The sequence below is a fragment of the Microvirga roseola genome, assembly GCF_020866965.1.
Lineage (GTDB): Bacteria > Pseudomonadota > Alphaproteobacteria > Rhizobiales > Beijerinckiaceae > Microvirga > Microvirga roseola.
In genome coordinates this window covers 1-24,816 of sequence record NZ_JAJATX010000040.1, presented here as the reverse complement: position 1 = coordinate 24,816, position 24,816 = coordinate 1, and the positions used below count along the sequence as shown (strand labels likewise).

The following is a 24,816-nucleotide window of genomic DNA, read 5'->3' as shown; positions in this document are numbered from 1 at the left end:
CCCCACGCGTCCTCGAAGTCCGCTACTCAGCCCTGAGAGCAGACTTCTACATGCAGGTGCCACTAAGCCCAGCGAGGTGCGGCGGTTCAACCCGCGCCATCGCGTATAACCGTTTCAGTCTATCCGTTGGGAACGCACCGCTGCATGACCCGTGCGAGCCGTTGCGAAAACGCCCTCGCATCGGCCGGCAGCTCACCATCCAAAATTCGTGCCTCGTCCAGCAGGAGATGGGCCGCGTCTTCACGGAGCGCTTGTTCTATATCTCCGAGACTGGCCAGGGCGACAATGAGGTCATGGCGCGGGTTGATCTCAAGGATTGGTTTTGCTGCCGATCCTAGCTGTCCTGCCCGTGCTAAGAGCCGCTCCAGTTGCCGGTCCATACCAGTCTCGGGTGCCACTAAGCAGACGGCACTTTCTGTCAGACGCTCTGAGGCGCGGACGTCGGAGACGCTCTCACCAAGGGTCGCCTTCACGGATTGGATGAAGCTCGTCACCGCCTCCGTTGCCGGCGCGCGTCCATTCTCCTTAGCCTCAGTCAGCGGGATTTGCGCCAGGTCCGCCGCGCCTTGGGTGACCGACTTGAATGGTTTGCCTTCGTAGCCGACGCCGGCGGTGACCCAGAAACTGTCGACCGGATCGGGCAGCAGCAGTACCTCGATGCCACGCGCCCGGAAACCTTCAAGCTGCGGCGAGGTCTTGAGCCGGGCGAGATCCGTCCCAGTCACGTAGTAGATGGCAGTCTGGTTCTCCTTGAGGGAACCGACATAATCCTTGAGCGAGCGCCACCCGCCACCGGACGCGGTGGTCTTGAACCGCGCCAAGCCTAGCAGCGTCGAGCGCCTTTCAAAGTCCTCATAGATCCCCTCCTTCAGCACCGAGCCGAAGGTTTCCCACACCTTGGTGTAGGCCTCCGCATCGTTCTGGGCGAGCTTATCGAGTTCACTGAGAACTCGGCTGGTCACGCCCTTCTTGATCGCGGCCAGGAGAGGGCTCTCCTGGATCATCTCGCGTGAGACGTTGAGCGGCAGGTCAGCCGAGTCGACGAGGCCACGCACGAAACGCAGGTAGCGCGGCAGGATCTCAGCCTCGTCCGTGATAAAGACCCGCTTCACGTAAAGCTTCATCCGCCCATGGCGGTCGGGATCGAACAGGTCGAAGGGTGTGGAGCCCGGCACGAAGGCCAGAGTTGTGTACTCGTGCCGCCCCTCGGCCCGGAAATGCACCGTCAGCGCCGGCTCGTCGAACTGACCGGCCACGCTGCGGTAGAAATCCATGTACTCCTCAGGCGTGATCTCAGAGCGCGGCTTGACCCAAAGGGCAGCGCCATCAGCGACCTCCTGCGGCTCCGCCCCGGGCTTCTCGACAAGGGAGATCGGCACGGGGACGTGGCCAGACTGCTCCTTGATGATGCGCTCGAGCCGGTAGCGCTCGGTGTAGGAGGCAGCGTCCTCCATCAGGTGCAGGATCACCCGGGTGCCGCGGGCCGGGGCCTCATCGATGGACGCAGAGGCGACCGTATAGGAGCCTTTGCCGTCGGAGGACCAGAGCGTTGCCTCGTGGGTACCAGCCCGACGTGAGACGACGTCGACCCGATCGGCCACCATGAACGCCGAGTAGAAGCCAACGCCGAACTGTCCGATCAGCTGGGCTCCGTCGCCGCCTTGAGCGGCCTGGATTCGCTCCATGAACGCCTTGGTGCCCGAGCGTGCGATGGTGCCGAGGGCCTCGATCATCTCGTCGCGGCTCATCCCGATGCCGTTGTCCTCGACCGTCAGGCGGTGGTTGTCCGCATCGATCAGCAGCGTGATCCGGGCTTTGGGGTCATCGCCGAGCAGGGCAGGGTGGGAGATCGCCTCATAACGCAGCTTCTCGCAGGCGTCGGCCGCGTTCGAGATCAGCTCGCGTAGGAAGACATCCTTGTCGGAATAGACCGAGTGCACCATCAGGTGCAGCAGCTTGGCGACATCGGCCTCGAAGGAATGGCTCTCAGGGGCGGTGATATCTGCAGTTGTCATGGCTTGAGATGAACCTTGTTGCTCCGGCGGGCGATGAGATGGCAGCCCACAGTCAAGATTTCAAGCCTGGAAGGCCGCGAGCAAGGGGCAGCAGTCTGGAGAAATAGCTAAGGTCGATTAGCGTCCTGCCCGGAATCTCTCGAAGGCAGTGATCTTCTGCGTGTAAGGCTCGACCTCACGCCGGTAAACCTCGCGCCGAAGAAACGTGAGCTCCGCCTCACCGGCCTCCTCGTCAACCTCCACCCACCACGACTTCGGCCGCCCGTCCGTGCCGTCATTCCAGCGGTACCCTCGCTTCTTCAGCAGATCCTTCATGTCGAACGGGCTGCCCTCGGCCCAGATGCGCAGGAGCGCCTTCCGAGACGACGCCAGCAGGTGCTTGAAGGGGAGCCCGGCCCCGGAGGACAGGGGCGATGCCAGCACCTCAAGCAAAGCATGGCAGTCCTCGACCGCCCGATGCCCCTGGTGGAACCAGCCGCACTGGGTCAGAAGGTATCCCAGCTTCGATCCCTCAAACCCGAACTCGCCCCAGGACACCTCGGAATGGGAGCAGGCCCAGGCCTTCACCTGAAAGCTTTGGGACAGACGCTCGCAGAAGGGGCGATCAAAGCGAGCATTGTGCGCGATAACCAAGTCGGCCGGCTCGATGAATCTCTCAACGGCCTCAAGATCGAGCACCTGGCCGGCGACCATATCCGGCGTGATCCCTGTCAGGCGGGTGATCTCCGGGCTGATCGGCACGCTCGGCTCGCGCAAGGCATTGAACGTGCCGATCACGTCACCGACCCGGCCTTCCTCATCGTAGGTAAGGGCGATCATGCCGAGTTCGATAACCTCATCCCTCGTGTGATCCAGACCTGTGGTTTCGGTATCGATGATGACGGCGATCTTCTCCCCCTGACGAGGCATACGTGAAGCCGCGATAGGGCGGGGCTGCAAACGGCGGAGGACACGATAGTCACCGGTGGCCTCCAGCATCCGGGCGGCGGTCTCATGATCGGGAGTCTTGAGGGATCCGCTACGGTATTTGGCCTTGAGGACAATCTCACCGGCGGGCTTCGTCTCGATCAAGCTCGGCGGCGCGCCGTAGTCGAAGAAAAGATCAGCCTGACCTCGCATTCCCGCACCTTCCGCCCGTCGATATCGCAGGCTCACGCGCAAGCCCGGCGAGGCAGAGTAACGGGATGCAGGTCGCCAGATTGTTAACGCGCCGGATATGCAGCCGGGAGCCAAACCCTTAGGCGCGCAGCCGCTACCGGAGGACAGGTTTGCGGGTCAGGCCTGATCGCTCCGCAGCTTTCTCGGCCCGATGCTGTCCCTCGTCGGAGTCAAGTGAGACGTTGGCGCGCGAGTCGCACATCCTCAGGGCGAATGCCGCATGACTGAGTGAACTGGGCCAACAGGGTCTCATCAGCCAGGAGATGATCCAGCACGGACGCTGAGAAGCCTGGATCGTTAGCAGCCTTTCGAATGGTGTCAGCCGTGAGCCCCGTCAGATTGAAGAACCTTGTCAACATCGGCTCGTTCGCAGCCAAATAACTGAGAGCCTGGGCTACGATCGCTTCCGGATTGCCCGGCGTGCTATGAGGCATGCTGAACTCCGTTCGGCTTGCTGTGACGGGGATAGGAAGCATGCCCTTAGCCAGGCCGCACTCTGGCGTCTTCCATGTGCAATCTAGCATAAAATTCTCAGCTGCAGTGGCGTAGGCTCGGCACAGATCGCCCAGCACCAGAGCGCTTGCCAGCACAGGAGCCCGAATCTACGCTTGCGAGATCGAAACTGGTCGGACGAGGAAGCAATCCCGCTTTGCTGCTGCCGAGCATGCGCCCTTTCCGACCAGGATCGAGCCGAGGAGTGATTGGCTTTGGGCCATCACTGAGAAGTCAAGACAGAGGGACGTGTGACGTGGCGACAGGTACTGTGAAATGGTTCAATGAGCAGAAGGGTTATGGCTTCATTCAGCCAGATACCGGAGGAAAAGACGTTTTCGTGCATATCAGCGCGGTCGAGCGCTCCGGACTGCGCGGGCTCGCGGAAGGTCAGAAGATCTCCTATGAGGTCGAGGCCGACCGCCGCACCGGCAAGGAGTCCGCGGTCGATTTAAGGTCTGCTTAGCTCAGATGGGCGGAGGATCATTCTCGCCCCTGGTCTTGAGCCGCTCCCTTGCGGAGCGGCTCTTCGCTCAAAAAAATAGCAATCGAGCTGGCGTGCTTCCATCCGCGAGCTCTGTCCTGGAACTGAGCCCTGTGTTTCTGATCCTCGATCCCATCGCTGTGTCGATCGAAGGCCATGGCTGAGAGCACGAATGTGATCAAGATCGGGGTTATCCAGAAGACATGGGCCCTCGCCCGGCGAATGCTGAATAGACCTGCTCGTGATGCAGACGTACGCACACCATCGGATGGGCGAAGAGACCCGGAAAGGCAATCTTTAGGGGTGGAGGGCAGTGGCCTAGCGGTCGCTTTCAAGGCGTCGGCGTTCTCTTCCCCGGATACGGCAGAAAGTGAAGCGGACGCGAGCCTTTCATCCCACATGCGACATGAGATTCTGGGGCATGCTACTGACATGAATGCTTCTCTGGATGCTTTGGCTGAGCAGATGCTGGCCATCGCTGAAATTGTTTCGGCTCAGGAGAAGGAGATCAAGGCGCTCAAAGCCCGCGGCCAGCAGCTCGAGGAGCATGATCAGGCCATCATGGTCGCATTCACGACCTTTTTTCATGTGCTCGCAGCCAAGCGCATTGCAAGGCTGGAGGAAATCTCTGCCATCCTTCACAACATCATTGGGGTGGCGCAGCACGAGGCATATCCCCAGGAATCCATTCGGCTCCTTCAGAGGCTCGCGACGATGCTTCATGAGCAATCCGCAACAGGAGCAGCCGAGGTGCAAGTGCACCGCTCACCTGCATCCGAGAACAATGCAGCCTGAAGACGTTGGCTGATCGCTTTCGGAGCCACTCAACGAGCACATCCGTTCGCCCGGGCTCCTGCTAAACGTTGGTTAACCGTATGGGCGCAGTGTCTCCTCGTTGGCCGGGTGGGTTTTCGCTGGCCAGCTTCTCCAGGAGGTGATGGCTCATGACGGAACAGGCGCTCGCTGACAGAATCACGAACAAACGAGAGGCAATTCAGTCTGCGCTGTCCCGGATCGAGCAGAGAAGCAATGAGGCCGACTTGCACGACCTGAGAAGCCTTCTGGTCGATGTGGTTGGGGCTGTCAGACGAGATCCGGGCCTTGAGGCAGCTGCCGATGATCTTTTTGCGGCTGCAGCGGCCGTTGTGGTCGACAAGAACGAGAACTCGCAGCCCTTTGCACGCAAGTTACGCTTGCTTCGCGACGCTGGTCATCGCCTGCATCATAGGCTCGTCAGCGCGACCGAGCGGGCTGTCCCAGAGGGCCGCTGAGAAGGCATGAAAACGGCCCCGGGATCGAAAGAGAGGATCCAGAGTGAGAGCTTTGATGTTCGGGAGCATGAGAGGCACTGATGCTTTTTTCGTGGGTGAAGCTGGCTGCGGACGCCAACATGCTGGCTATTGAGGCGCAGACCGTCATCTGGACCCGGCTAACCCAGATTGCATTAGGCCGAGGAACCCCAGCCGAATCCATGCTGATGGTGACGGAGAAGGTCGCGGCTTTTGCCGAAGCCTCGGCCACGATTGCTACCGGTGGATCTGCCCACATGGTGGTGAAGGGCTACCGCAAGCATGTGCGGGCGAACGTGAGGCGTTTGAGGCGTTAGCGACGAAAACTCCATCAGGAACGAACACTTGCCCGGTGGCGGGCTCTCCAGTATCAAGCTTCCTCACATCCAGAGGGCGCCTCGGATGGCCTCGTGGCGGAGTGGCTACGCAGAGGACTGCAAATCCTTGCACCCCGGTTCGATTCCGGGCGAGGCCTCCAGCTCCAAGCCAGGGGCTAAAACTCCGAAACAATGGAAGCAGAGTGAGACGGCGACAAAGGTGCCCGGCTCGATCTCAACCTTGTATCCCACCTCTGGCATCAGCATATAGATGCCTATCAAAATTCAGGTTCGTGGCGGGAGCCGATGGACACACGCTATTCGTCCCATCCAGGGATCAAGCTCATTCGACTGCCTCGCTGGGCTGCTGTTCTGGCTGTGATCGCTGCCGTGTCGCTCGGCCTCCTGATGCTCGTCGTAGCTGCTGGCCTCGCGCTGATCATCATCCCTGTTGCCATCGTCGGCGGCATGATCCTGCGTTGGCGCCTTCGCCGCAGGATGGCAGAGGCAGCCCGCTCTGGAGATGTGATCGACGCTGAGTACCGCATCATAGACCGCGAGCGGTAATCACGCTTCTGGCCATGTCTGGGGCGGCATCGGAACGTTATTGCGGGCACATCATGGAGCGTGATGCAACCGGATTTGGCCTCTGACCCTTGCCTTCAGGAAGGCCAGCTACGATTTCACGGGATCCTAACGGTGAAATAGGTCCCATGACAGTTCATTTCCCCTTCGACAACACCTATGCCCGCCTGCCGGATCGTTTCTACGCGCGCTTGGCACCCACATCTGTCAGCGCGCCAAAGCTCATCCGGCTGAACCGGGACCTCGCCCTGCAGCTCCGTCTCGATCCGGAGCGGCTCTCCAGTTCTGAGGGCGTTGAGCTTCTGTGTGGGAACCGTGTGCCGGATGGCGCTGAGCCCATTGCTATGGCCTATGCCGGCCACCAGTTCGGGAACTTCGTGCCGCAACTCGGCGACGGACGCGCCATTCTTCTCGGTGAGGTCGTCGACCAGGACGGTATCCGTCGGGACATTCAGCTCAAAGGCTCAGGCCCGACACCCTTCTCGCGCCGTGGCGACGGGCGGGCTGCATTGGGACCGGTCCTGCGAGAATACCTCATCAGTGAGGCGATGGCGGCGCTCGGGGTGCCGACAACCCGTGCGCTTGCCGCGGTGTTAACCGGCGAGACTGTTGTCCGCGAGACGCTGCTTCCTGGCGCCGTCCTCACCCGTGTGGCCTCCAGCCACATCCGTGTTGGCACATTTCAATTCTTTGCCGCTCGGCAGGACGTCGAGGGGCTTCGTCTTCTCGCGGATTACGTCATCGGCCGCTACTACCCCGAGGCAGCCGAAAGTGATCGGCCCTATCGCACGCTCCTGGATAAGGTCATTGCTGCCCAGGCGGACCTCATCGCCCGCTGGCTGCACATCGGCTTCGTCCACGGCGTCATGAATACCGACAACATGTCCATAGCGGGCGAGACGATCGACTACGGCCCCTGTGCCTTTATGGATACCTACGATCCGGCGACCGTCTTCAGCTCGATCGACCAGCACGGCCGCTATGCCTATGGCAACCAGCCCCGCATCGGCCTCTGGAATTTGACGCGACTGGCCGAGACGCTTCTACCGCTCCTGTCCGAGGACCAGGAGAAGGCCGTGGCTGACGCGAACGCGGCGCTCGAAGCCTTCTCGGGCAGGTTTGAGGCGGCCTACCACACGGGGCTCAGGCGCAAGCTCGGACTGCTGTCGGAGCGCGAGGAAGACCTGACGCTCGCCGGGGATCTCTTAAAGGCGATGGCAGAGAACCAGGCGGATTTCACCCTCACCTTCCGGCGGCTGAGCGATGCTGCCGCTGGCCCCGAGGGAGATGAGGTCGTCAGAAACCTCTTCATCAATCCGCTTGCTTATGACGCCTGGGCTACCCGCTGGCGGGAACGGCTGAGCCTTGAGCCGCAAGATGGTGCAAGCCGCCGGGCTGCCATGCAAGCCGTCAATCCAGCCTTCATCCCGCGCAATCATCGCGTAGAGGCGGTGATACAAGCTGCGGTGGAGCGGGGCGACTTTGCTCCCTTTGAGGAGTTTCTGACGGTGCTCTCTAGGCCCTATGAGGATCAGCCAGCTTTCGCCCACTATTCCGAGCCACCGGAACCAAACCAGCGCGTCTATCGGACATTCTGCGGGACGTAGCTGCCTCAGCAGCTTCGCGCCTGCGCCGTTCATCACAACTGGTGCCGCTCCTAGAGAGCCCTCGGCATCTATTCCCTCCCACAGCCTTTACCTCCGCCCAGCACCCATTCTGCGTTCCGGACGGAGGAACAATGGCGTGCGCGAGTGGTCAGCTAGCCGGGGCAGCCAAATGTCGGAACATATATTGGCGTGCTTCGTCGTCCATCTCAGCTTTGAAGCTGTGCCGCTCCTTCAGCGCGGCCGCCGCTTGAGCTGCCGGGCGTGCGCTGATTTCATCAAAGAGACGCTTGAGGTTCGGGAAGTCACCCCAGGCGTTCTCGCCTAAGATGAACGGCACCATGCGCGCCCAGCCCCACAGGGCCATGTCCACGATAGTGTAAGTCTCACCCACCATGTAGCGATGCCCGGATAGATGCGCATCAATGATGCCGTAATGCCGCTTCGCTTCGTACAGGTAGCGATTGACAGCATAGTCCTTGGGCTCAGGCGCAAAGTGCTTGAAATGCACGGCTTGGCCTGAGAACGGACCGACGCCTGTCGCAATGAACATTAGCCAAGAGAGAAGCTCACCACGCGCAACCGGTGTGCTGTCGGGCAGGAACTGTCCGGTCCTCTCTCCAAGATAGAGCAGGATTGCATTCGAGTCGAAGACCCTTGCTCCGGTATCCTGGTCGATGATCACAGGCACCTTGCCATTCGGATTGATAGCCAGAAAGTCCGGCTGGTGCTGCTCGCCTTTGCGGGTGTCCACCGGCTTGAGCTCATACGGAAGGCTCATCTCCTCCAGGCACAGAGCAACCTTCATCGGGTTCGGGGCAAGGTTGTAGTAGAATGTGATCAAAGGAGAACTCCAGCAGCAGGGGACGACATCGGGTAGGTTCTAACGGGAACCGCTGCGGTATGCAGTGCAATCAAGCACGACTCGTCAGGGGCCGTCAGGCAGGAATCTAGTGAGGTGAGAGGACGTGGATCATACGGGTCTCGATCATGTCAGCCGTCCTCTCGGCATAGGCTTTCATGTGCGGAGACGCGGCATGGGCGTTGAGTGCTTCAGGGCTCGCCCATTTCTCGACAACGACGAAAGTGTCTGGCCCGAGCTCGGTCTGAAAGGGGCCGAATGCCGGAAAATCGATAACAGGAACGTACTCGATGCAACCCTCTTCGGCATGCACAGCCGGCATGTTCGCCCGGAACTCCCGGAGCACAGCTTCGCGCATGCCGGGCTTTGCAGTGATGTAGGCCAGAACGTGCAGCATGAATGATCTCCTGATCGTTGATTGTTAGCCACTGCTCTGCGCCCCCGCAAGCACCTCACCTCGGATGTAGGACCTGTGACTCTCGCGATAGGTCCGACGCTCAAGATCCATCAACCTGTCCTGGGACCCAGGCGCCTCGGCCGCATCTCAAAAGGCTGATGGGAGATCGGACCAATACCGCCGAAGGGAGCCCAGTCGGGCCACCGGGATTGCGGCCCCCAATGCCACTGAGCATACGGAACCAATCCGGTCTGGCTTCCCTGCTCCGGAATATCGATACCAATCGGCAACTTATAAGTGGCGGTCTGGCCTGCCCAGTCCTCGCGCTGATAGCGAATCTCTCTTTGGCAGTGAGGGCAGCGCGACGCGAGGACTTTTCTGAAGGGCCACGGGCTCTCTGCCAGGTCGGGAAGAGCCACCTGAGCCTTGGCATAAGCGTCTGCATAACCCTCCATCGCTTGAACCATCTCAATTTTAAGAGGGTCCCCCCGCGGCGCTTCGGCCCTGTAGACCAGGAGAACCCTTTTGCGGCATGTGCGGTGCCAGCATTGGTCCTCGCGGAGAATGAGTGGGATGATCCCGTGTCGGCCATTTCCGGACCACTGAAGTTGCCCGCTCAGCGCACCGGCGACAAAGTCAGAGATGCTGAGGGACAGGCGATCGACATGCACCTGCGCTCCCGGTCGGCCATCCTGATCCTTCCAAGTCGTGGTTTTGAAGGCCGGGAGATGTGGGTCAGGCCTGAGCCAGTAATGATGCAGAGCTGCAGGCTCATGAGCGACCAGCCAGAGGGTGCGAATTCCTGAAGCCATATAGCGCTCTTGTCGCTGGCGGTAAGCTTCCTCGCCCTGGAGTTGAACCTGGGCCTCAAGAGCGACGGTCCAGGGTCTTCCAGGCCGGCGGCACAGGATGTCAGCTCGCCAATCCTGACCATCCGGCGTCGTCCCAGATTGCTCCGGCAGAGCGTCCCAACCTGCGGCCCGGGCTCCGATTAGAATCTGTGCTTTGATGTAGAGGTGGAGGTCACTCTCCTTCGCTCCTTCAGGAGCTTGCCCAGGAGGATGGGCGAAAAAACGTGTTCCGGCGCGCGAGACTTTCGGGATTGCTCGCCCTTTCCCATGTGGCATCCACGCATCCCGATTGCGCGCGGATCGTAATCGCTCCCATTCATCATCGGTCATCAGTGGAGCAACGAGGGGCTCTCCTGAGTGGGTGTATGCGAGCAGCGGCATGGTCTGGCTTATATCACCTCGAGAGAGGCACGCGATGTTGGAGCCCTACGCGTCAAACGCGCCATGAGAAAGGAAGTTTGAGCTGTCGATCAGGAGGCTGCTAGCCATTCCCGCAGTTTTGTCCAGCGCCTCTTCATCTGTCCGCCTCTAACGGCCATCGCGACGGCCTTCTTCTGTCCCACCAGCACGACCAGCCGTTTGCCGCGGGTCACGCCCGTGTAGAGCAGGTTGCGGGCCAGCATCGTGAAATGCTGCGTCACGACAGGGATAATGACGGCGGGATACTCTGAGCCTTGCGACTTGTGGATCGTGGTCGCATAGGCGGGCACCAGGGTGTCGAGTTCGCCGAACGGATAGGACACCTCCCGCCCATCGAAGGCGGCAATCAGCGCTCCTTCCTCATCATCGATCCGGACCACCGTGCCAAGATCGCCGTTGAATACCTCCCGGTCATAGTCGTTCTGGGTTTCCATCACCCGGTCTCCCGGGGAGAAGCGCCAGCCGAACCGCTCCACCTTGGCGGGAGGGTTGGGATTTAGCACCTCCTGGAGCTGGATGTTGAGGTTGCGGGCTCCGAGCACGCCCCGGTTCATCGGGCAGAGCACTTGGATATCCTTCATCGGATCGAGGCCGAACCGGCGCGGCATGCGCTCTTTGATCATCTCGATGATCTTGCCGACCCCTTGCTCGGGCTCTGTGATCTCAATGAAATAGAAGTCGCTCTCCTCGCCCGCCTTCGGCGGCTCCGGCATCTGACCCTTGTTGATGCGGTGAGCGTTCACCACGATCCGGCTTTCTGCCGCCTGCCGGAACACCTCAGTTAGACGAGCGACGGGAATCCGACCTGAGGCGATGATATCGGCCAGCACCTGCCCCGATCCGACCGAGGGCAACTGGTCCACGTCCCCCACCAGCAGCAGGCCTGCATGAGAGGGCACCGCCTTGGTCAGCGCATTCATGAGCGGCACATCCACCATCGAGGTCTCATCCACCACCAGCAGATCGCAATCGAGCGGGTTCTCTTCGTTACGTGAAAAGCCGCCATGTTTTGGGTCAATCTCCAGGAGGCGGTGGACGGTCTTGGCCTCGATCCCCGTCTGCTCGGTCATACGCTTGGCCGCCCGTCCGGTGGGAGCTGCCAACGCGACCCGAACGCCCTTTGCGACGAGCAGGCGCAAGATCGTGTCCAGGAGGGTCGTTTTGCCGACACCAGGGCCACCAGTCACCACGGCCACTTTGGAGCCAAGCACCAGTTTCAGAGCCTCGCGTTGCGAGGTCGCCAGGGTCTTGCCCGTGCGGCCCTCCACCCACGGAATGGCCTTGTCGAGGTCGATCTCAGGCCAGGGGCGCTCGCCGGAAGCTCGCTCGATCAACCGGGAGGCAATCGCCTGCTCGGCCAGGTAGAGCCCCTTCAAAAACAGACAGGTCTCATCGCCAATCGTATCCGAGACGACTTCCCCTTTCGCAAGCTCCTCGGCGATGGCCGTGCGGATCAGGGCGGCATCCACTTCGAGCAGTTGCTCCGCCAGACGGGTGAGAGCCTCGACCGGCAAAGCACAATGTCCCTCGTCCGTGGCCGTCTGGAGCGCGAACGAGATACCGGCTCGGATGCGCTGAGGGGCGGTCTTTTCCATCCCAAGTTTGGCTGCGATGGCATCCGCTGTTCTGAAGCCGATGCCGCGTACGTCCTTCGCCAGTCGGTACGGGTCCTCAGTCATCACCTGGATGGCCTCATAGCCGTAGGTCTTGAAGATGCGTACTGCTCGCGCCGTGCCGACCCCGTGCGCATGCAGGAAAATCATGATCTCCCGCACTGCCTTCTGCTCAGCCCAGCCCGCCACAATGCGGGACGCCCGCATAGGGCCGATCCCAGACACCTCAGTCAGGCGCTCTGGGCTGGCCTCGATGATCTCGAAAGTATCCACGCCGAAGGCAGAGATGATGCGCTTGGCCATGGCTGGCCCAATGCCGCGCATCTGGCCCGAGGCGAGATATTTCTCGATTCCCTCTACACCCGTCGGCGGGGTCGTCTTGAGGACTTCGGCTTTGAACTGGAGCCCATGCGTGCGGTCGCTGATCCAGAGCCCGCTGGCGGTAATCCATTCGCCGGCCGAAACCGCCGGGGTATGGCCGACCACGGTGATGAGGTCGCGCTTTCCTCGGGTATGAACCTTGAGGACAGCAAAGCCGTTCTCGGCATTATGGAAGGTGACGCGCTCGACCGAGCCCGCGAGGGTCTCCAGGGCAGGTCTCTGATCGGCCTGTGGTGGTCGAAACATCTGATTCATGGTGCCTGCCGGATGGGGTTCCGGCCTCTCCGACTGTAGCGCTGGATGGCACCGCTGACGAGGATGCTCTCCTTATTTGGCCCGGAATGTTCTTGGTTTGTTTCGTGGCATTTTTGCGGCGACCCGCAGTTGATTGAGCTTCGGCACCCGAAGGTCCCGAGACCGATCACGCCGTTGGGCCGGCAAGTGCTGAAGCTGAGAGGCAGGAAGGTCAGCGAGAGAAGCTGCTTGATCAAGAACCTGCCGCGAGATGCAGGGAAGATTTCACTCGCTATGCAGCGAGGTGAAATGAGCGGCCGAATGGTGGATCTCGGCCGCACTGTGATGAGGATCAGAAGGGGCTAGCGGATGCCGGCTTAAGCAGCTTTCTGATTGACGGCAGCTTCTGCCAGTTGGGTCAGGAGCTCGTCGGTCCTCTTTTCTTCCTCGAGCGTCTGCTCAAGGAGTTTGACGGCCTTTTTCATCCCCAGTTGCGCCGCCCAGGTCCTGAGCGTGCCATAGCGAGAAATCTCGTAATGCTCAACCGACTGCTGAGCGGCAATGAGGCCGGCATCAAGAGCCTCAGAGTCCTTGAAGTCCTCCATGATGTCCTTGCTTTCCTCGACAAGGCCCTGGACCGCTTCGCAGGTCTTGCCCCGCGCGGGCTTCTCCAACATTTCGAACACCTGCTCGAGGCGCTCAATCTGGACTTCGGTTTCGTCGCGATGCTTTTCGAGAGCCTGTCGGAGTTGATCCGACTCCGCGGCTTTGGCCATCTTCGGCAGGGCTCTTAGGATTTGCTTCTCCGCGTGATACACATCCTTCAGAGTGTCCAGAAAAAGATCATCGAGGGTTTTCTGCTTGGCAGGCATAGGGATCTCCTTATCGGGCAACTCCGACTCAACAGATCTCACCACAGCCAGTTCCCGATGGATGTCTGTGTAAAGCCCCGATGATAGGCCCCATAGGTCTGAGTGCATCCATTCGGTTCAGCGAGGGGGCGTAGAGGCTGGAGATGCTTCCGTCCAAAAACAAAGCATTGGCGCAGCCCAATTCATCTCGGAACAGCCGAGCGAAGGTGTGGAACGTAACGGGATCGTCGGAGATCGCGAACACAACCGTGTGCGGGTCCCTTATTCCCACGCCATTCCGGATCTTGCGTGAGGTGCTTTGCTCTAAAAACCTCGGGTGAATACGTCCGTTGATAACGAGCATGGGGCCTGATTGCGTCGCGTGGTCTGGCCTGATCTTCCGCTTGAGAAACGTCTGCGTTTCCAACACCCCGGCCTGGTTGCCTTTCACGTAGAATACGCCATTCGGTTTGAGGTGGAAGTTTCCAGGACCGCTCCTGGTATTTGCCGCCTTCAGCTCTTTTCCGCCCTCAATGTACAGTCCTACGGGAGAGCGGTCCTCGTGATACATGCCTCCATTCATCGCAAAGGCCAGGCGCGAACCCTCGGGCGTCTCCTTGAGCCGACTGAAGGAGCCAAGCACGTCACCGTCTGGTTCATGCAAGAATAGCCTCACCTCGTACTGACGCAGATCCACCGTGCAAACCACGAACGCATTTTCAGCGAACCGTACCGGTCGGCATGGATCAGGATCGGCCGTTGCTTCTCCGCCACCTCCTCCAAGGGCCGCGACGATCATGGACAGCATGGTGGCTGTCCGGCGCAAGGATTGACCCAGGTTGAGGCTGAACGGGTTTACTCGCATCTCGACCCCTTTCTTTCTGCTTACCTGCGTACGGCACTCCATCGGGTGGAGAGATGGATCGCAGCGTATTACCCGTTAGGCTCTTTCAGTATCCGAGGTAACGTTCTCGCAGATGAGTGCGGAAGACCTCCGCTTGAAGAGGTCGCCCGGTTGCGGCGACCAGAAGCTGATCCGTGGTCAGCAGGCTGCCCTTCGAGTGGACGTTGGCGCGCAGCCATGTGCGAAGAGGGCTAAAATCACCGGATGCCAATCCGGGAAGGATATTTGGATCCGCCTGGCAGGCGGCCTTGAAGAGTTGAGCCGCCGTCATGGCGCCCAGCGTGTACGTCGGGAAGTAGCCCCAGGCCCCGCCAGGCCAGTGGATATCCTGCAGGCACCCGAGGCTATCGTTGAGGACGGTAAGACCGAGAAGATTCCGGATCTCCTCGTTGAACGCTCCTGGAAGATCCTGGATCTCAAGGTCCCCGGCTATCATTGCCCTTTCGAGCTTGTAGCGGACCAGGATGTGAGCCGGGTAGGTGATCTCGTCAGCATCCACGCGGATGAAACCCGGCTCCACCTTGGTCAGGATCCGGTGGAGATTTTCTGGATTCCAGGCCGAGCCCTCACCTTGAAAAGTCTTCTGGACCAGGGGAGCGAGATACGTGACGAACTCCCAGCTTCGGCAGGCCTGCATCTCGATGAGCAGTGACTGACTTTCATGCATGCTCATGCCGCGGGCAGCCCCGACCGGCTGACGGCGCCACTTGTCCGGGCGGCCCTGCTCGTAGAGCGCATGCCCGGTCTCATGAAGCACGCCCATGAGCGCACTCATGAAGTTCGCCTCGCTGTAGCGAGTGGTGATCCGGACATCGCCCGTGGATCCACCACAGAAGGGGTGTAGGCTCACATCAAGCCGTCCCTGGTTGAAGTCGAACCCGACGGCCGCCATCAGCTGCTCGCCGATGCGTCGCTGATCCTCGACAGGGAAGGGACCGCTAAGCGGCTGGATGGCAGGAAGACCCTTCTGGCGCTCTTGCGCCTCTCGGATCAGGTCCGGCAGCTCGGCGCCGAGTTCAGTAAAGAGCGGATCGATGGCCTCCTGGCGCAGACCGGGATCGTAGCTGTCGAGCAGTGCATCATAGGGCGGCAGTCCCAACGCCTCGCCCTTGGCCTGGCCGATTTGCCGCTGGACGGCGAGCACCTGAGACAGGTGTGGGAGGAGCAGGGCGAAATCGCCGTTCTGCCTGGCTTCGCGCCACACCAGCTCCGCCCGGGATACAGCTCTGGAGCTGGCCTCGACGAGGTCTGCCGGAACGGCGGAGGCGTGGAGGTAAATCCGCCGCATCTCACGTAAATTGGCGCGCGGCCAATCGTCGAGATGATCGCTGTCCTGGTCCGCCCGATCCAGCAGGTCTCCGGTCTCAGGCGCGGTGAGCACTTCATGGGCGATACCTTTTAGCGTCGCGAGCTGGTCCGAGCGACTGTCGGCAGCGCCCTCCGGCATCATGGTTTCAGCATCCCACTGCAGAATACCGATCGCATCCTCGATCGAGCTGATGCGTGCAAAACGGTCTTCCAGTGAGCGGTAGGCCTGCATTTTCGCGTGAACTCCGGCGATGGCGCTGGTCACCCCGGCTTTGCGGCAAGCAAAGTGCCCCTGCAATCAGCCAAGGGAGGGCATCGGGGTTGCTATTGATTCGTAGGATTTATGGTCTTGGTCAGTACTCAGTCCGGGTGCTTATGGATCGGGTCAACCCAATAAACCTCCTCGGGCTTCTCGACCGGGTCCACGTCAGTAATGTTCACCACCACAGCCTCGTTGTCGCTGCGCACGAGAACGCATTCGAGGGGTTCATCCGGGCTGGCATTGATCTCCTGATGGGGCACGAAGGGCGGCACATAGATGAAGTCCCCGGGACCGGCCTCGGCGACGAACTCCAAGCGCTCACCCCAGCGCATGCGAGCTTTGCCCCGAACGACATAGATCACGCTCTCCAACTCACCGTGGTGGTGCACTCCGGTCTTGGCATTTGGCTGGATAGACACCGTGCCTGCCCAGATCTTCTGCGCGCCAACCCGTGCATGATTGATCGCAGCCTGCCGAAACATGCCCGGGGTTTGGGCCGTGTTCGGATCGAGGCGGTCACCCTTGATCACTTGAACGCCGTGGTGCTTCCAGTGCTCGTGCTGATCATGGGAGTGGTCGTGGTCGGTCATGGCGCTCTCCGAGACGGTTGGCTTCTGTCCTTGTGCTGGATCACAAGCGAGGAGGCTGGGGGTTATCGAGACCGGCTCAAGCCTCTGGTGTGACGTCGTACTGTTCGTCAGTCACGTGCTCCATCCAGGTAACATGGGATCCGTCCAGCGCTTCCTGCATGGCGAGATGAGTCATGCCGGCGTGGGGCGAGGCCCCGTGCCAGTGCTTCTCGCCGGGCGGGATCCAAACGGTGTCGCCCGGTCTGATCTCCCGGACCGGTCCGCCCCAGGTTTGGACACGGCCGATCCCGGAGAGGACGTGCAGCGTCTGTCCCAAGGGGTGGGTGTGCCAAGCTGTGCGAGCGCCTGGCTCGAAGCTGACACGTGCGGCGCGGACTCGGGCTGGAGCCGGGGCATCAATGATCGCGTCGTGCCAGACCGTGCCTGTAAAGGCATCCGCGGGAGCGCGCTTGGTCGTGATCGTACCTGCAGCTCGGATTTCCATGTTCGTCTCCTAAAACAGTCGCTCCGTGGCCTTATTGGTCCATCCATGAGGCGTGGCGCCGGAATATGCTCGGCCTTTGTTTCACATGGAGAGACTATGCAAGGAATGGGCACCATTCGCAAAGCGTCGGGCTCCAGCTTCAGCAGTCCCGTGGCTCGACGAGTGAGCCTTGGGCCCCCATCTTAATGGGATGGCCGCTCCAGTGTTCCCCTCCACCCGCTCCTTGCGTGAGCGGGTTGGTGCCTTGCGTCACCTTCCGTCTTTGTTCCGTCTGGTTTGGCAGGCCAGCCCCGCTCTCACAGCGGCAAGTTTTGGGCTGAGACTGACACGCTCTGTTCTGCCCATTCTGGTCCTTTATGTCGGCAAGCTCATCATTGATGAGGTCGTGGCCCAGACGCAGCTCCCCTCGCCAGGCGGGGGCCTCTCTGACTGGGTCGGGAGCGGCCGACTTGATGCTCTCGGCGGGCTGCTCGTCCTGGAGCTGGCCCTCGCCATTATCGCCGATCTTCTCGGGCGGGCCAGCTCTCTCGTCGACAGCCTTCTATCGGAGCGCTACAGCAACTTTGCCAGTGTGCGCCTGATGGAGCATGCGACGACGCTGGATCTCGAGCAGTTCGAGAGCAGCAATCAGCAGGACCGATTGGAGCGCGCCCGTCGTCAAGTTACTGGGCGAACCACTCTTCTCACCCAGGTTTTTGGACAGGTGCAGGATGGGCTCACGGTCCTCTCGCTTGCTGCCGGACTGCTCGCCTATGCGCCATGGCTCATCGTCCTGATCATCCTTGCCCTTCTGCCGGCTTTTGTTGGCGAGGTGCACTTCAACGCACAGGGCTATCGGCTCAATTATTTTCGCACCCCTGAAAGACGTCAGCTCGATTACATCCGTTATCTCGGCTCAAGCGTTGAGACCGCAAAGGAGATCAAGCTCTTCGGTCTCAACTCCTTCCTGGTCGGCCGCTTTCGCACCTTTGCGGATCGCATGTACGCCGATAACCGGCAGCTTGCGATCCGTCGGGCCGCATGGGGCACGCTCTTCGCAGCCCTCGCCTCATGCGCCTATTACCTGGCCTACGCTCTGATCGTGTGGTGAACCGTCCAAGGCGAGTTCAGCCTCGGTGATCTGACGTTCCTGTCTGGCTCGTTCCTGCGGTTGCGGAGCCTGCTCGAGGGATTGCTTTTAGGGTTTTCGCAGATCGCAGGACAGGCGCTGTACCTGGAGGACCTGTTCTCATTCTTCGATGTTCGTCCGAGCATCGCGTCACCCCCGAAACCGCGTCCGTTCCCGCAGCCGTTAAAATCAGGAATTGTATTCGAGAACGTGGGATTCCGATATCCTGACTCGGATCGCTGGGCGGTTCGTCACCTGAGCCTGACGCTGAAGGCCGGTGAGATTGTGGCTCTGGTCGGCGAGAACGGAGCCGGCAAGACGACGATCGTGAAACTGCTTGCCCGCCTCTACGACCCGACAGAGGGACGCATCCTTCTCGATGGCTGCGATCTGCGCGAGTACGACTTGACGGACCTGCGGCGTCACATCGGCGTGATCTTTCAGGATTTCGTAAGGTTTCATTTTACGGCGGGCGAGAATATCGGGGCAGGCCGTATCGAAGCCACTAGCGATCGCAACCGGATCCAGCAGGCCGCGGAGCGGAGCCTCGCTGATCGCATCATCCAACGTCTGCCCCATGGGTATGACCAGCCGCTCGGGAAGCGGTTCCATGAGGGGGCGGACCTCTCCGGGGGCGAGTGGCAAAAGATAGCAATCGGGCGAGCTTACATGCGGGATGCCGAGGTGCTCATCCTGGACGAGCCGACTGCCGCTCTCGACGCCCGCTCGGAATACGAGGTTTTCCAGCGATTCCGGGATCTTAGCGCAGGCAAAACCGCGGTTCTGATCTCGCACCGATTTTCGACCGTGCGGATGGCTGACCGGATCCTCGTTCTCGGGAACGGGAAGGTCGTGGAGGCCGGCTCACACGAAGAGCTTGTTGCCTCAGGCGGGAGCTATGCTGAACTATTCGAGCTACAGGCGTCCGGCTATCGATAAGAGCACTATGGAGCCCCGAGGTGTGGTTGAGATCCCCACCGTTCAGCCCATGCGCAGCACCAAATCCTGCAGCCGCCTCTCGATCACTAACGGTTGTGCTAATGCCGAAACTCAGTGTAACGGGTGCTTATCGAAAGATCCGCTGCAGAATATCGTTCGGCTGAGTTAGTTCAAGGATGCTTTGATACGTTCTAATCCATCCTTGGTGAGCGGATCGACCCTGAGGAGGTTGTGCCCTCCGGACGAAATCCGTTTCGAGAAGATGAGACGCACGTAGCCTCCACTCTGGAGGGGCAGGAAGTAGAGGCCGTCAGACTCTCCCGACAGGAAGCAGCGCAACCCGACATAGAAGCTTTCCTCGTACCCTTTGATAGCTCGGCGGATGGTGGGATGGATCACAAGGGTCGTTTGTCTGCTCTCACAGACCTCCTCAACGGCGTCAAAACTCAACACTGCTGAACCTCATCTTATGAATGGCCAAGCGGCCTATGAAGGTTCAACGTCGCTCACCACGATCTGGTTCTCCATAAGCTTGGCATCTCCAGAAGGATGACCTTGCCTCCCTCCGCGCCTTGAGCTATCACCTCGTGTTAGCACTCTCAAGCGTCGAGTGCTAAGCGTGCTACTCGGCGCAGACGAGTGCCTCGATTTCAAGAATGAGGAGGCTCACCNTTCAACGTCGCTCACCACGATCTGGTTCTCCATAAGCTTGGCATCTCCAGAAGGATGACCTTGCCTCCCTCCGCGCCTTGAGCTATCACCTCGTGTTAGCACTCTCAAGCGTCGAGTGCTAAGCGTGCTACTCGGCGCAGACGAGTGCCTCGATTTCAAGAATGAGGAGGCTCACCCATGAAGTTCCGTCCGCTGCACGACCGCGTTGTCGTCCGCCGCATCGAAGCCGAAGAGAAGACCAAGGGCGGGATCATCATCCCGGACACCGCCAAGGAAAAGCCGCAAGAGGGCGAAGTCATCGCCGTCGGCCCTGGCGCACGTGACGAGAGCGGCAAGGTTGCCCCCCTTGATGTAAAGGCTGGCGATCGCGTGCTCTTCGGCAAGTGGTCCGGCACCGAGGTCCGCATCGATGGCCAGGATCTCCTGATCATGAAGGAATCCGACATCATGGGCGTGATCGAGCAATCTGCCGAAGCGCAGAAGGCCGCCTGAACCAGCCCCGAAATAACAGAAAAAAGCAACAGGATTTCAACTCATGGCTGCCAAAGACGTAAAGTTCTCCTCTGACGCTCGCGATCGCATGCTGCGTGGCGTCGACATTCTCGCCAATGCCGTGAAGGTCACCCTCGGTCCGAAGGGCCGCAACGTGGTGATCGAGAAGTCGTTCGGTGCACCCCGCATCACCAAGGACGGTGTCACGGTCGCGAAGGAGATCGAGCTTTCCGACAAGTTCGAGAACATGGGCGCACAGATGGTCCGCGAGGTCGCCTCGAAGACCAATGATGTCGCCGGCGACGGTACCACGACGGCGACGGTGCTGGCTCAGGCGATCGTGCGCGAGGGCGCCAAGTCGGTGGCCGCCGGCATGAACCCCATGGACCTCAAGCGCGGCATCGATCTCGCCGTGGCTGAAGCCATCAAGGACATCCAGGCCCGCGCCAAGAAGGTAAACTCGTCCGACGAGGTCGCTCAGGTCGGCACCATCTCGGCCAACGGTGATCGCTCGATTGGTGACATGATCGCTCAGGCGATGCAGCGGGTCGGCAACGAGGGTGTCATCACCGTCGAGGAGGCCAAGACCGCCGAGACCGAGCTCGATGTGGTCGAGGGTATGCAGTTCGACCGTGGCTACCTGTCTCCCTACTTCATCACCAACGCCGAGAAGATGATCGCGGAACTCGAGGATCCCTACATCCTCATCCACGAGAAGAAGCTGTCCTCTCTTCAGCCGATGCTGCCGATCCTCGAAGCCGTGGTGCAGACCGGCAAGCCGCTGCTCATCATCGCCGAGGACATCGAGGGCGAGGCTCTCGCCACCCTGGTGGTCAACAAGCTGCGCGGCGGACTGAAGATCGCCGCCGTGAAGGCTCCGGGCTTCGGTGACCGCCGCAAGGCCATGCTCGAGGACATCGCCGTTCTCACTAAGGGCCAGACGATCTCCGAAGATCTCGGCATTAAGCTTGAGACCGTGACCCTCGACATGCTCGGCCGCGCCAAGCGGGTGCGCATCGAGAAGGAAAACACCACCATCGTCGATGGTGCTGGTTCCAAGCAGGACATCGAGGCGCGGGTGGCGCAGATCAAGGCGCAGATCGAGGAGACCACCTCGGACTACGACCGTGAGAAGCTGCAGGAGCGTCTGGCCAAGCTCGCAGGCGGCGTCGCAGTGATCCGCGTTGGCGGTGCGACCGAGGTCGAGGTCAAGGAGAAGAAGGACCGCGTCGATGATGCCATGCACGCCACCCGCGCGGCGGTCGAGGAAGGCATCGTTCCCGGCGGCGGCACGGCTCTGCTGCGCGCCAAGGCTGCGGTTGCCAAGCTCACGGCCGAGAACCCGGACGTGAAGGCGGGCATTGCCATCGTGCTGCGCGCGCTCGAGGCTCCGGTGCGCCAGATCGCCGAGAACGCGGGTGTCGAGGGCTCGATCGTGGTCGGCAAGATCAACGACAACACGAAATCCGACACTTTCGGCTTCAACGCCCAGACCGAAGAGTTCGTGGACATGATCCAGGCCGGCATCGTCGACCCGGCGAAGGTCGTCCGCACGGCTCTGCAGGACGCGGCTTCGGTCGCTGGTCTGCTGATCACCACCGAGGCGATGGTCGCTGAGGCTCCGAAGAAGGAAGCCGCTCCGGCCATGCCGGGCGGCGGCATGGGTGGCATGGGCGGCATGGACTTCTAAGCCCAGGCACCACACGAGGACCAAGAGAGGCCCTGGAGAAATCCGGGGCCTTTTCTCATTGGCGCAGGAGCTGCAGAAGTTGCTGATGCCCTACAAGGGCTCGACAGCGGTCCAAGAAAACGGGTGCGCACGAGCAGCGTATATAGAGGCTAAGGCTCTGATTCTACGGGAACGGATGTTTTAAGGGACAATCCTTTCGCAGCGTCCATTGCGTGTCGAATAGCGGATGCCCCTCAGCCGTATCTCACAAAGCAATCAAGTGCTGGTGCACAGGATCCCGCTACTCAGTTTCGCGGCAGCGCTGTTCGCAGCACCAACTTACCCGAGGTTTCACCTGACTCCAGGGCTTGATGAGCTTGAGCCACATCCACCAACGCAAAGGAGCGAACCTTCGGTACCTGAATGGCCCCTGCCTCAACCCAGCCCGTAAGGTCATCCACAGCCGCGTGCAGAAGGTCGGTGCGGGCGAAGAGGAACGATAGATTGAACGCTACCACTCCCTTGTTCTCGGTGGTCATCGACAATGGATTGAAGCGCGGCATTCTCAGGAGCCCCACGCCAGCCTTGAGATAGCTGATCCGCCCACCCTGCTTGGGCAGCAATGTGTGAAAGCCATAGACCAGCAGCTTTCCGGTTGGCCTGAGATGTGCGTAGCTCTGCGCCAGGGTTTCGGGGCCGTTCGCATCGAACACCAGGTCATAGCCGTCGGGATCAAGGCGCCTGGCCTCGTCCCAGAGCGACTGACCGGACTTGTCGATGACGGCGTCTGCCCCAAGCTGACGCACATACTCGATCTTGTGGCTTGCTCCCACCACCCCGGTCACATGCAGATCGTGCAGCTTGCATAACTGAACAAGCGCGGAGCCCACTCCGCCGCCTGCGGAATGCACGAGGACCCTCATGCCGGGCCGGATCACCACGTTCTGTAATAGAGCATGATACGCGGTCAGGTGGACGGCTAAGAAGCCGGCGGCCGCCTCGAAATCCAGAGCTTTGGGCTTAGGCCAGACTAGCTCCGCCTCCGTGCACACGTGAGTGGAATAGCCGTTGAAGAGGGTGACCCCAAACACCGGATCCCCGGGTCTAAGGTGCCTGACCTCAGGGCCAACCTCTTCCACCCAGCCTGAATATTCAAAGCCTGGAGTGATCGGCCAGCTAACAAACCGGCGTGCAGATTCGTACACGCCCCACCGAACACAGATATCGGCATAATTTACCCCAACCGCCTGGGTGCGGATCAGGACCTGCCTATCTTGAGGCTTGGGCACCGGGTGAGTTTCCAGTTTCAACTGCTCGTATCCACCGGCTTTATGGATGACAATTTTATGCATGATCTCCGAAGGCATCGGCCCGTCTCGCAAAAGCTATACCGCCTTAGTCCTGCCTGATGGACTAATTGCGCAGCAAGGCACAGGCGGGGCTTTGCCTTGCACGAGACTGGACGGGGGACCTCATGATAGGGCTCGACGGTGGTCCACAAAAGTGGTACACACGGTCTCATTAAGGGTAGCGCAAGCCATTGATTCTGTTGGACTAACAGGAATGGATGTACAATCCTCTCCTGGGCACCATCTGGACGCTAATATCCTTCCCCGGTCAGACTACGGGTACAGCCGTCCGTTGAATACAAGCGCCGTGTTCGATTGGCGGTCGGGGGCTAGCTGTCCTGTGGGCGCTCTCAAACCTCGTTGTACAATCCCGTCCGGCGTCACTTGACGCTCCAGGACTTCAGTCCAGTTCCGTTCGAAAGGCTCGTCGGACAGACAGCAAAACGCTCTCCACACTAAACCGAAGCAAATCCAGAACAAGCCTTCGTCGAAGAGGTGGTCGCCAAGGGGTGCGCCGAGCTCTTCGTTCCCACCCCCTAAGGACACCTTCTGAATCCGTCGCGGCTCTTGGACAACGAGATCCTGCCGCTCCAGTCAGATCTCGACACCATCGGAGCAACCCAGACTGTGGAGAGTCCGCTCTTTATCGCGGAGGTCAGCCACAGGCGCGGAAGATCTTCGGCACTTGGAAGCGCAGCTACGGCTTGCGGCGGATGCGCTGGACAGGACTGGCGAGAGCGGCCCTGCAGGTCAGGCTGACCGCGATGGTCTACAACCTGAAGAGGACGGCGGTGATCCTGATGCCGATGACGGCCTGATCAAGGGTGAAGTGTGCCCTCAGGCATCCCCAAGAGGAGTATTGGCCGTCACCGCTGCCGGCTGGCGGAATCGCCGTGGAGAACATCTCTCACGGTCGTCGGAACCGTGATTTGGTCGCCCGCGCCCAGGTCCTATCATTGCAACAGAGTCACTGTTTAGGAGGATTGATTGTTGCTTGTAGCAACTTGAAAACCCCCAAGGAAAGACAATGAACATACACGCCCGTCTCGAGGCGCATGCGATCATCGACCGCCTGGTCATGGATGGTCCCACATTCCCGATAGACGACGCCCGACGGCTGATCGATCTCATCCCCGTCGCCCCGAGCAGCCGCATTTCGTTTAAAGGCTCCTTCAGGAGCCGCGGATCCGGCTTCAAGGGACATGCCGCCGGCGTGGGGAACGTCGAGATGGACGAAGAAGCGAAAGAGAAGACATTCACCCTCAATGTGCCGGCCTCGCACAAGATCGGCGGGTACGTGGGCACCCACACCCCCGGGTCCGTGGACATCGAGCTGATGTGGGCAGAAACCCGGGCAGACCGCACTGGACAGAGCTGCTCTCTCATCTACGAGGCCAGCACCGGAGAGCCGCAGGAGATGCTGCTGGCGGTACAGAAATCGTTAGCACTACAGTTGCACCTTTCGTTTGCGATGTGAGGCTTGCGC

General features: G+C 60.5%; 22 protein-coding genes, 1 tRNA gene and 1 pseudogene. 12 read left to right on the top strand and 12 right to left on the bottom strand.

What is annotated here, in order from left to right; translation table 11 throughout:
* Positions 1-119: 119 nt before the first annotated feature.
* The 3 genes from htpG to LG661_RS18000 form a co-directional block, all read right to left on the bottom strand.
* Entirely contained in the window at positions 120-2,015 is a 1,896-nt protein-coding gene (htpG, locus tag LG661_RS18010; RefSeq protein WP_230533265.1) for a molecular chaperone HtpG, read from the bottom strand.
* A gap of 117 nt (positions 2,016-2,132) precedes the next feature.
* Complete coding sequence (locus tag LG661_RS18005; protein WP_230533264.1) at positions 2,133-3,134, bottom strand: 3'-5' exonuclease; 1,002 nt, start codon at positions 3,132-3,134, stop codon at positions 2,133-2,135.
* A 209-nt stretch (positions 3,135-3,343) separates the two neighbouring features.
* Positions 3,344-3,607 carry a DUF3572 domain-containing protein gene (locus LG661_RS18000; RefSeq protein ID WP_230533263.1) on the bottom strand — a complete coding sequence of 88 codons (264 nt, stop codon included), beginning with the start codon at positions 3,605-3,607 and terminating at the stop codon, positions 3,344-3,346.
* 314 nt (positions 3,608-3,921) lie between these two features.
* On the opposite strand from LG661_RS18000, the gene LG661_RS17995 reads away from it, so the two are divergent.
* The 7 genes from LG661_RS17995 (at position 3,922) to LG661_RS17965 (ending at position 7,947) form a co-directional block, all read left to right on the top strand.
* Positions 3,922-4,131 (top strand): cold-shock protein, encoded by a 210-nt coding sequence (locus LG661_RS17995; RefSeq protein ID WP_230533262.1) that lies wholly within the window; start codon positions 3,922-3,924, stop codon positions 4,129-4,131.
* Between the two features lie 174 nt (positions 4,132-4,305).
* A complete protein-coding gene (locus LG661_RS17990; RefSeq protein WP_230533261.1) occupies positions 4,306-4,944 on the top strand; it encodes a hypothetical protein in 639 nt (212 codons plus the stop codon).
* Between the two features lie 149 nt (positions 4,945-5,093).
* Positions 5,094-5,420, top strand: coding sequence for a hypothetical protein (locus tag LG661_RS17985; RefSeq protein WP_230533260.1), 327 nt, complete (start codon positions 5,094-5,096; stop codon positions 5,418-5,420).
* 80 nt (positions 5,421-5,500) lie between these two features.
* Positions 5,501-5,755 (top strand): hypothetical protein, encoded by a 255-nt coding sequence (locus LG661_RS17980; protein WP_230533259.1) that lies wholly within the window; start codon positions 5,501-5,503, stop codon positions 5,753-5,755.
* Positions 5,756-5,842: 87 nt separating this feature from the next.
* Positions 5,843-5,916 (top strand) — tRNA-Cys (locus tag LG661_RS17975).
* Between the two features lie 145 nt (positions 5,917-6,061).
* Entirely contained in the window at positions 6,062-6,322 is a 261-nt protein-coding gene (locus LG661_RS17970) for a hypothetical protein (RefSeq protein WP_230533258.1), read from the top strand.
* A 146-nt stretch (positions 6,323-6,468) separates the two neighbouring features.
* The gene (locus tag LG661_RS17965; protein ID WP_230533257.1) at positions 6,469-7,947 is read left to right on the top strand and encodes a protein adenylyltransferase SelO; all 1,479 of its coding nucleotides are present in this window, start codon (positions 6,469-6,471) and stop codon (positions 7,945-7,947) included.
* Positions 7,948-8,095: 148 nt separating this feature from the next.
* On the opposite strand, the gene LG661_RS17960 is transcribed toward LG661_RS17965, so the two are convergent.
* The 8 genes from LG661_RS17960 to LG661_RS17925 form a co-directional block, all read right to left on the bottom strand.
* Positions 8,096-8,788 (bottom strand): glutathione S-transferase family protein, encoded by a 693-nt coding sequence (locus LG661_RS17960; protein ID WP_230533256.1) that lies wholly within the window; start codon positions 8,786-8,788, stop codon positions 8,096-8,098.
* 106 nt (positions 8,789-8,894) lie between these two features.
* Positions 8,895-9,203, bottom strand: a complete 309-nt coding sequence (locus LG661_RS17955) for a putative quinol monooxygenase (RefSeq protein WP_230533255.1) — start codon at positions 9,201-9,203, stop codon at positions 8,895-8,897.
* Positions 9,204-10,524: 1,321 nt separating this feature from the next.
* On the bottom strand, positions 10,525-12,723 hold the full coding sequence (gene recD2, locus LG661_RS17950; RefSeq protein WP_230533254.1) for an SF1B family DNA helicase RecD2: 2,199 nt from the start codon (positions 12,721-12,723) through the stop codon (positions 10,525-10,527).
* Between the two features lie 356 nt (positions 12,724-13,079).
* Complete coding sequence (locus LG661_RS17945) at positions 13,080-13,574, bottom strand: YciE/YciF ferroxidase family protein (RefSeq protein WP_230533253.1); 495 nt, start codon at positions 13,572-13,574, stop codon at positions 13,080-13,082.
* Positions 13,575-13,602: 28 nt separating this feature from the next.
* Positions 13,603-14,361 carry a phosphodiester glycosidase family protein gene (locus LG661_RS17940; protein WP_230533252.1) on the bottom strand — a complete coding sequence of 253 codons (759 nt, stop codon included), beginning with the start codon at positions 14,359-14,361 and terminating at the stop codon, positions 13,603-13,605.
* A gap of 142 nt (positions 14,362-14,503) precedes the next feature.
* Positions 14,504-15,997, bottom strand: a complete 1,494-nt coding sequence (locus LG661_RS17935; RefSeq protein WP_230533251.1) for a carboxypeptidase M32 — start codon at positions 15,995-15,997, stop codon at positions 14,504-14,506.
* 128 nt (positions 15,998-16,125) lie between these two features.
* Positions 16,126-16,617, bottom strand: a complete 492-nt coding sequence (locus LG661_RS17930; RefSeq protein ID WP_230533250.1) for a cupin domain-containing protein — start codon at positions 16,615-16,617, stop codon at positions 16,126-16,128.
* 76 nt (positions 16,618-16,693) lie between these two features.
* Positions 16,694-17,101, bottom strand: a complete 408-nt coding sequence (locus LG661_RS17925) for a (R)-mandelonitrile lyase (RefSeq protein WP_230533249.1) — start codon at positions 17,099-17,101, stop codon at positions 16,694-16,696.
* 190 nt (positions 17,102-17,291) lie between these two features.
* Between LG661_RS17925 and LG661_RS17920 the strand changes: the two are divergent.
* The 3 genes and pseudogenes from LG661_RS17920 (at position 17,292) to groL (ending at position 22,002) form a co-directional block, all read left to right on the top strand.
* Positions 17,292-19,148: pseudogene (locus LG661_RS17920) on the top strand (ABC transporter ATP-binding protein).
* An 849-nt stretch (positions 19,149-19,997) separates the two neighbouring features.
* Positions 19,998-20,312: a co-chaperone GroES gene (groES, locus tag LG661_RS17915; protein ID WP_230533248.1), complete on the top strand. Its 315-nt coding sequence runs from the start codon at positions 19,998-20,000 to the stop codon at positions 20,310-20,312.
* Between the two features lie 43 nt (positions 20,313-20,355).
* The gene (gene groL / locus LG661_RS17910; protein ID WP_230533247.1) at positions 20,356-22,002 is read left to right on the top strand and encodes a chaperonin GroEL; all 1,647 of its coding nucleotides are present in this window, start codon (positions 20,356-20,358) and stop codon (positions 22,000-22,002) included.
* 284 nt (positions 22,003-22,286) lie between these two features.
* Here groL and LG661_RS17905 read toward each other — a convergent pair whose 3' ends face one another.
* Positions 22,287-23,348: a synaptic vesicle VAT-1 family membrane protein gene (locus LG661_RS17905; protein ID WP_230533246.1), complete on the bottom strand. Its 1,062-nt coding sequence runs from the start codon at positions 23,346-23,348 to the stop codon at positions 22,287-22,289.
* A gap of 491 nt (positions 23,349-23,839) precedes the next feature.
* Here LG661_RS17905 and LG661_RS17900 point away from each other — a divergent pair, with 491 nt between their 5' ends.
* A complete protein-coding gene (locus LG661_RS17900; RefSeq protein ID WP_230533245.1) occupies positions 23,840-24,148 on the top strand; it encodes a transposase in 309 nt (102 codons plus the stop codon).
* Between the two features lie 209 nt (positions 24,149-24,357).
* Positions 24,358-24,807, top strand: coding sequence for a hypothetical protein (locus LG661_RS17895; protein WP_230533244.1), 450 nt, complete (start codon positions 24,358-24,360; stop codon positions 24,805-24,807).
* Positions 24,808-24,816: the final 9 nt, after the last annotated feature.

Bases quoted from the DNA above. Each gene is read 5' to 3' on its own strand.
- htpG (WP_230533265.1), bottom strand. From the start codon at position 2,015: ATGACAACTGCAGATATCACCGCCCCTGAGAGCCATTCCTTCGAGGCC.
- LG661_RS18005 (WP_230533264.1), bottom strand. From the start codon at position 3,134: ATGCGAGGTCAGGCTGATCTTTTCTTCGACTACGGCGCGCCGCCGAGC.
- LG661_RS18000 (WP_230533263.1), bottom strand. From the start codon at position 3,607: ATGCCTCATAGCACGCCGGGCAATCCGGAAGCGATCGTAGCCCAGGCT.
- LG661_RS17990 (WP_230533261.1), top strand. From the start codon at position 4,306: ATGGCTGAGAGCACGAATGTGATCAAGATCGGGGTTATCCAGAAGACA.
- LG661_RS17985 (WP_230533260.1), top strand. From the start codon at position 5,094: ATGACGGAACAGGCGCTCGCTGACAGAATCACGAACAAACGAGAGGCA.
- LG661_RS17980 (WP_230533259.1), top strand. From the start codon at position 5,501: ATGCTTTTTTCGTGGGTGAAGCTGGCTGCGGACGCCAACATGCTGGCT.
- LG661_RS17970 (WP_230533258.1), top strand. From the start codon at position 6,062: ATGGACACACGCTATTCGTCCCATCCAGGGATCAAGCTCATTCGACTG.
- LG661_RS17965 (WP_230533257.1), top strand. From the start codon at position 6,469: ATGACAGTTCATTTCCCCTTCGACAACACCTATGCCCGCCTGCCGGAT.
- LG661_RS17955 (WP_230533255.1), bottom strand. From the start codon at position 9,203: ATGCTGCACGTTCTGGCCTACATCACTGCAAAGCCCGGCATGCGCGAA.
- recD2 (WP_230533254.1), bottom strand. From the start codon at position 12,723: ATGAATCAGATGTTTCGACCACCACAGGCCGATCAGAGACCTGCCCTG.
- LG661_RS17945 (WP_230533253.1), bottom strand. From the start codon at position 13,574: ATGCCTGCCAAGCAGAAAACCCTCGATGATCTTTTTCTGGACACTCTG.
- LG661_RS17940 (WP_230533252.1), bottom strand. From the start codon at position 14,361: ATGCTGTCCATGATCGTCGCGGCCCTTGGAGGAGGTGGCGGAGAAGCA.
- LG661_RS17935 (WP_230533251.1), bottom strand. From the start codon at position 15,997: ATGCAGGCCTACCGCTCACTGGAAGACCGTTTTGCACGCATCAGCTCG.
- LG661_RS17930 (WP_230533250.1), bottom strand. From the start codon at position 16,617: ATGACCGACCACGACCACTCCCATGATCAGCACGAGCACTGGAAGCAC.
- LG661_RS17925 (WP_230533249.1), bottom strand. From the start codon at position 17,101: ATGGAAATCCGAGCTGCAGGTACGATCACGACCAAGCGCGCTCCCGCG.
- groES (WP_230533248.1), top strand. From the start codon at position 19,998: ATGAAGTTCCGTCCGCTGCACGACCGCGTTGTCGTCCGCCGCATCGAA.
- groL (WP_230533247.1), top strand. From the start codon at position 20,356: ATGGCTGCCAAAGACGTAAAGTTCTCCTCTGACGCTCGCGATCGCATG.
- LG661_RS17905 (WP_230533246.1), bottom strand. From the start codon at position 23,348: ATGCCTTCGGAGATCATGCATAAAATTGTCATCCATAAAGCCGGTGGA.
- LG661_RS17895 (WP_230533244.1), top strand. From the start codon at position 24,358: ATGAACATACACGCCCGTCTCGAGGCGCATGCGATCATCGACCGCCTG.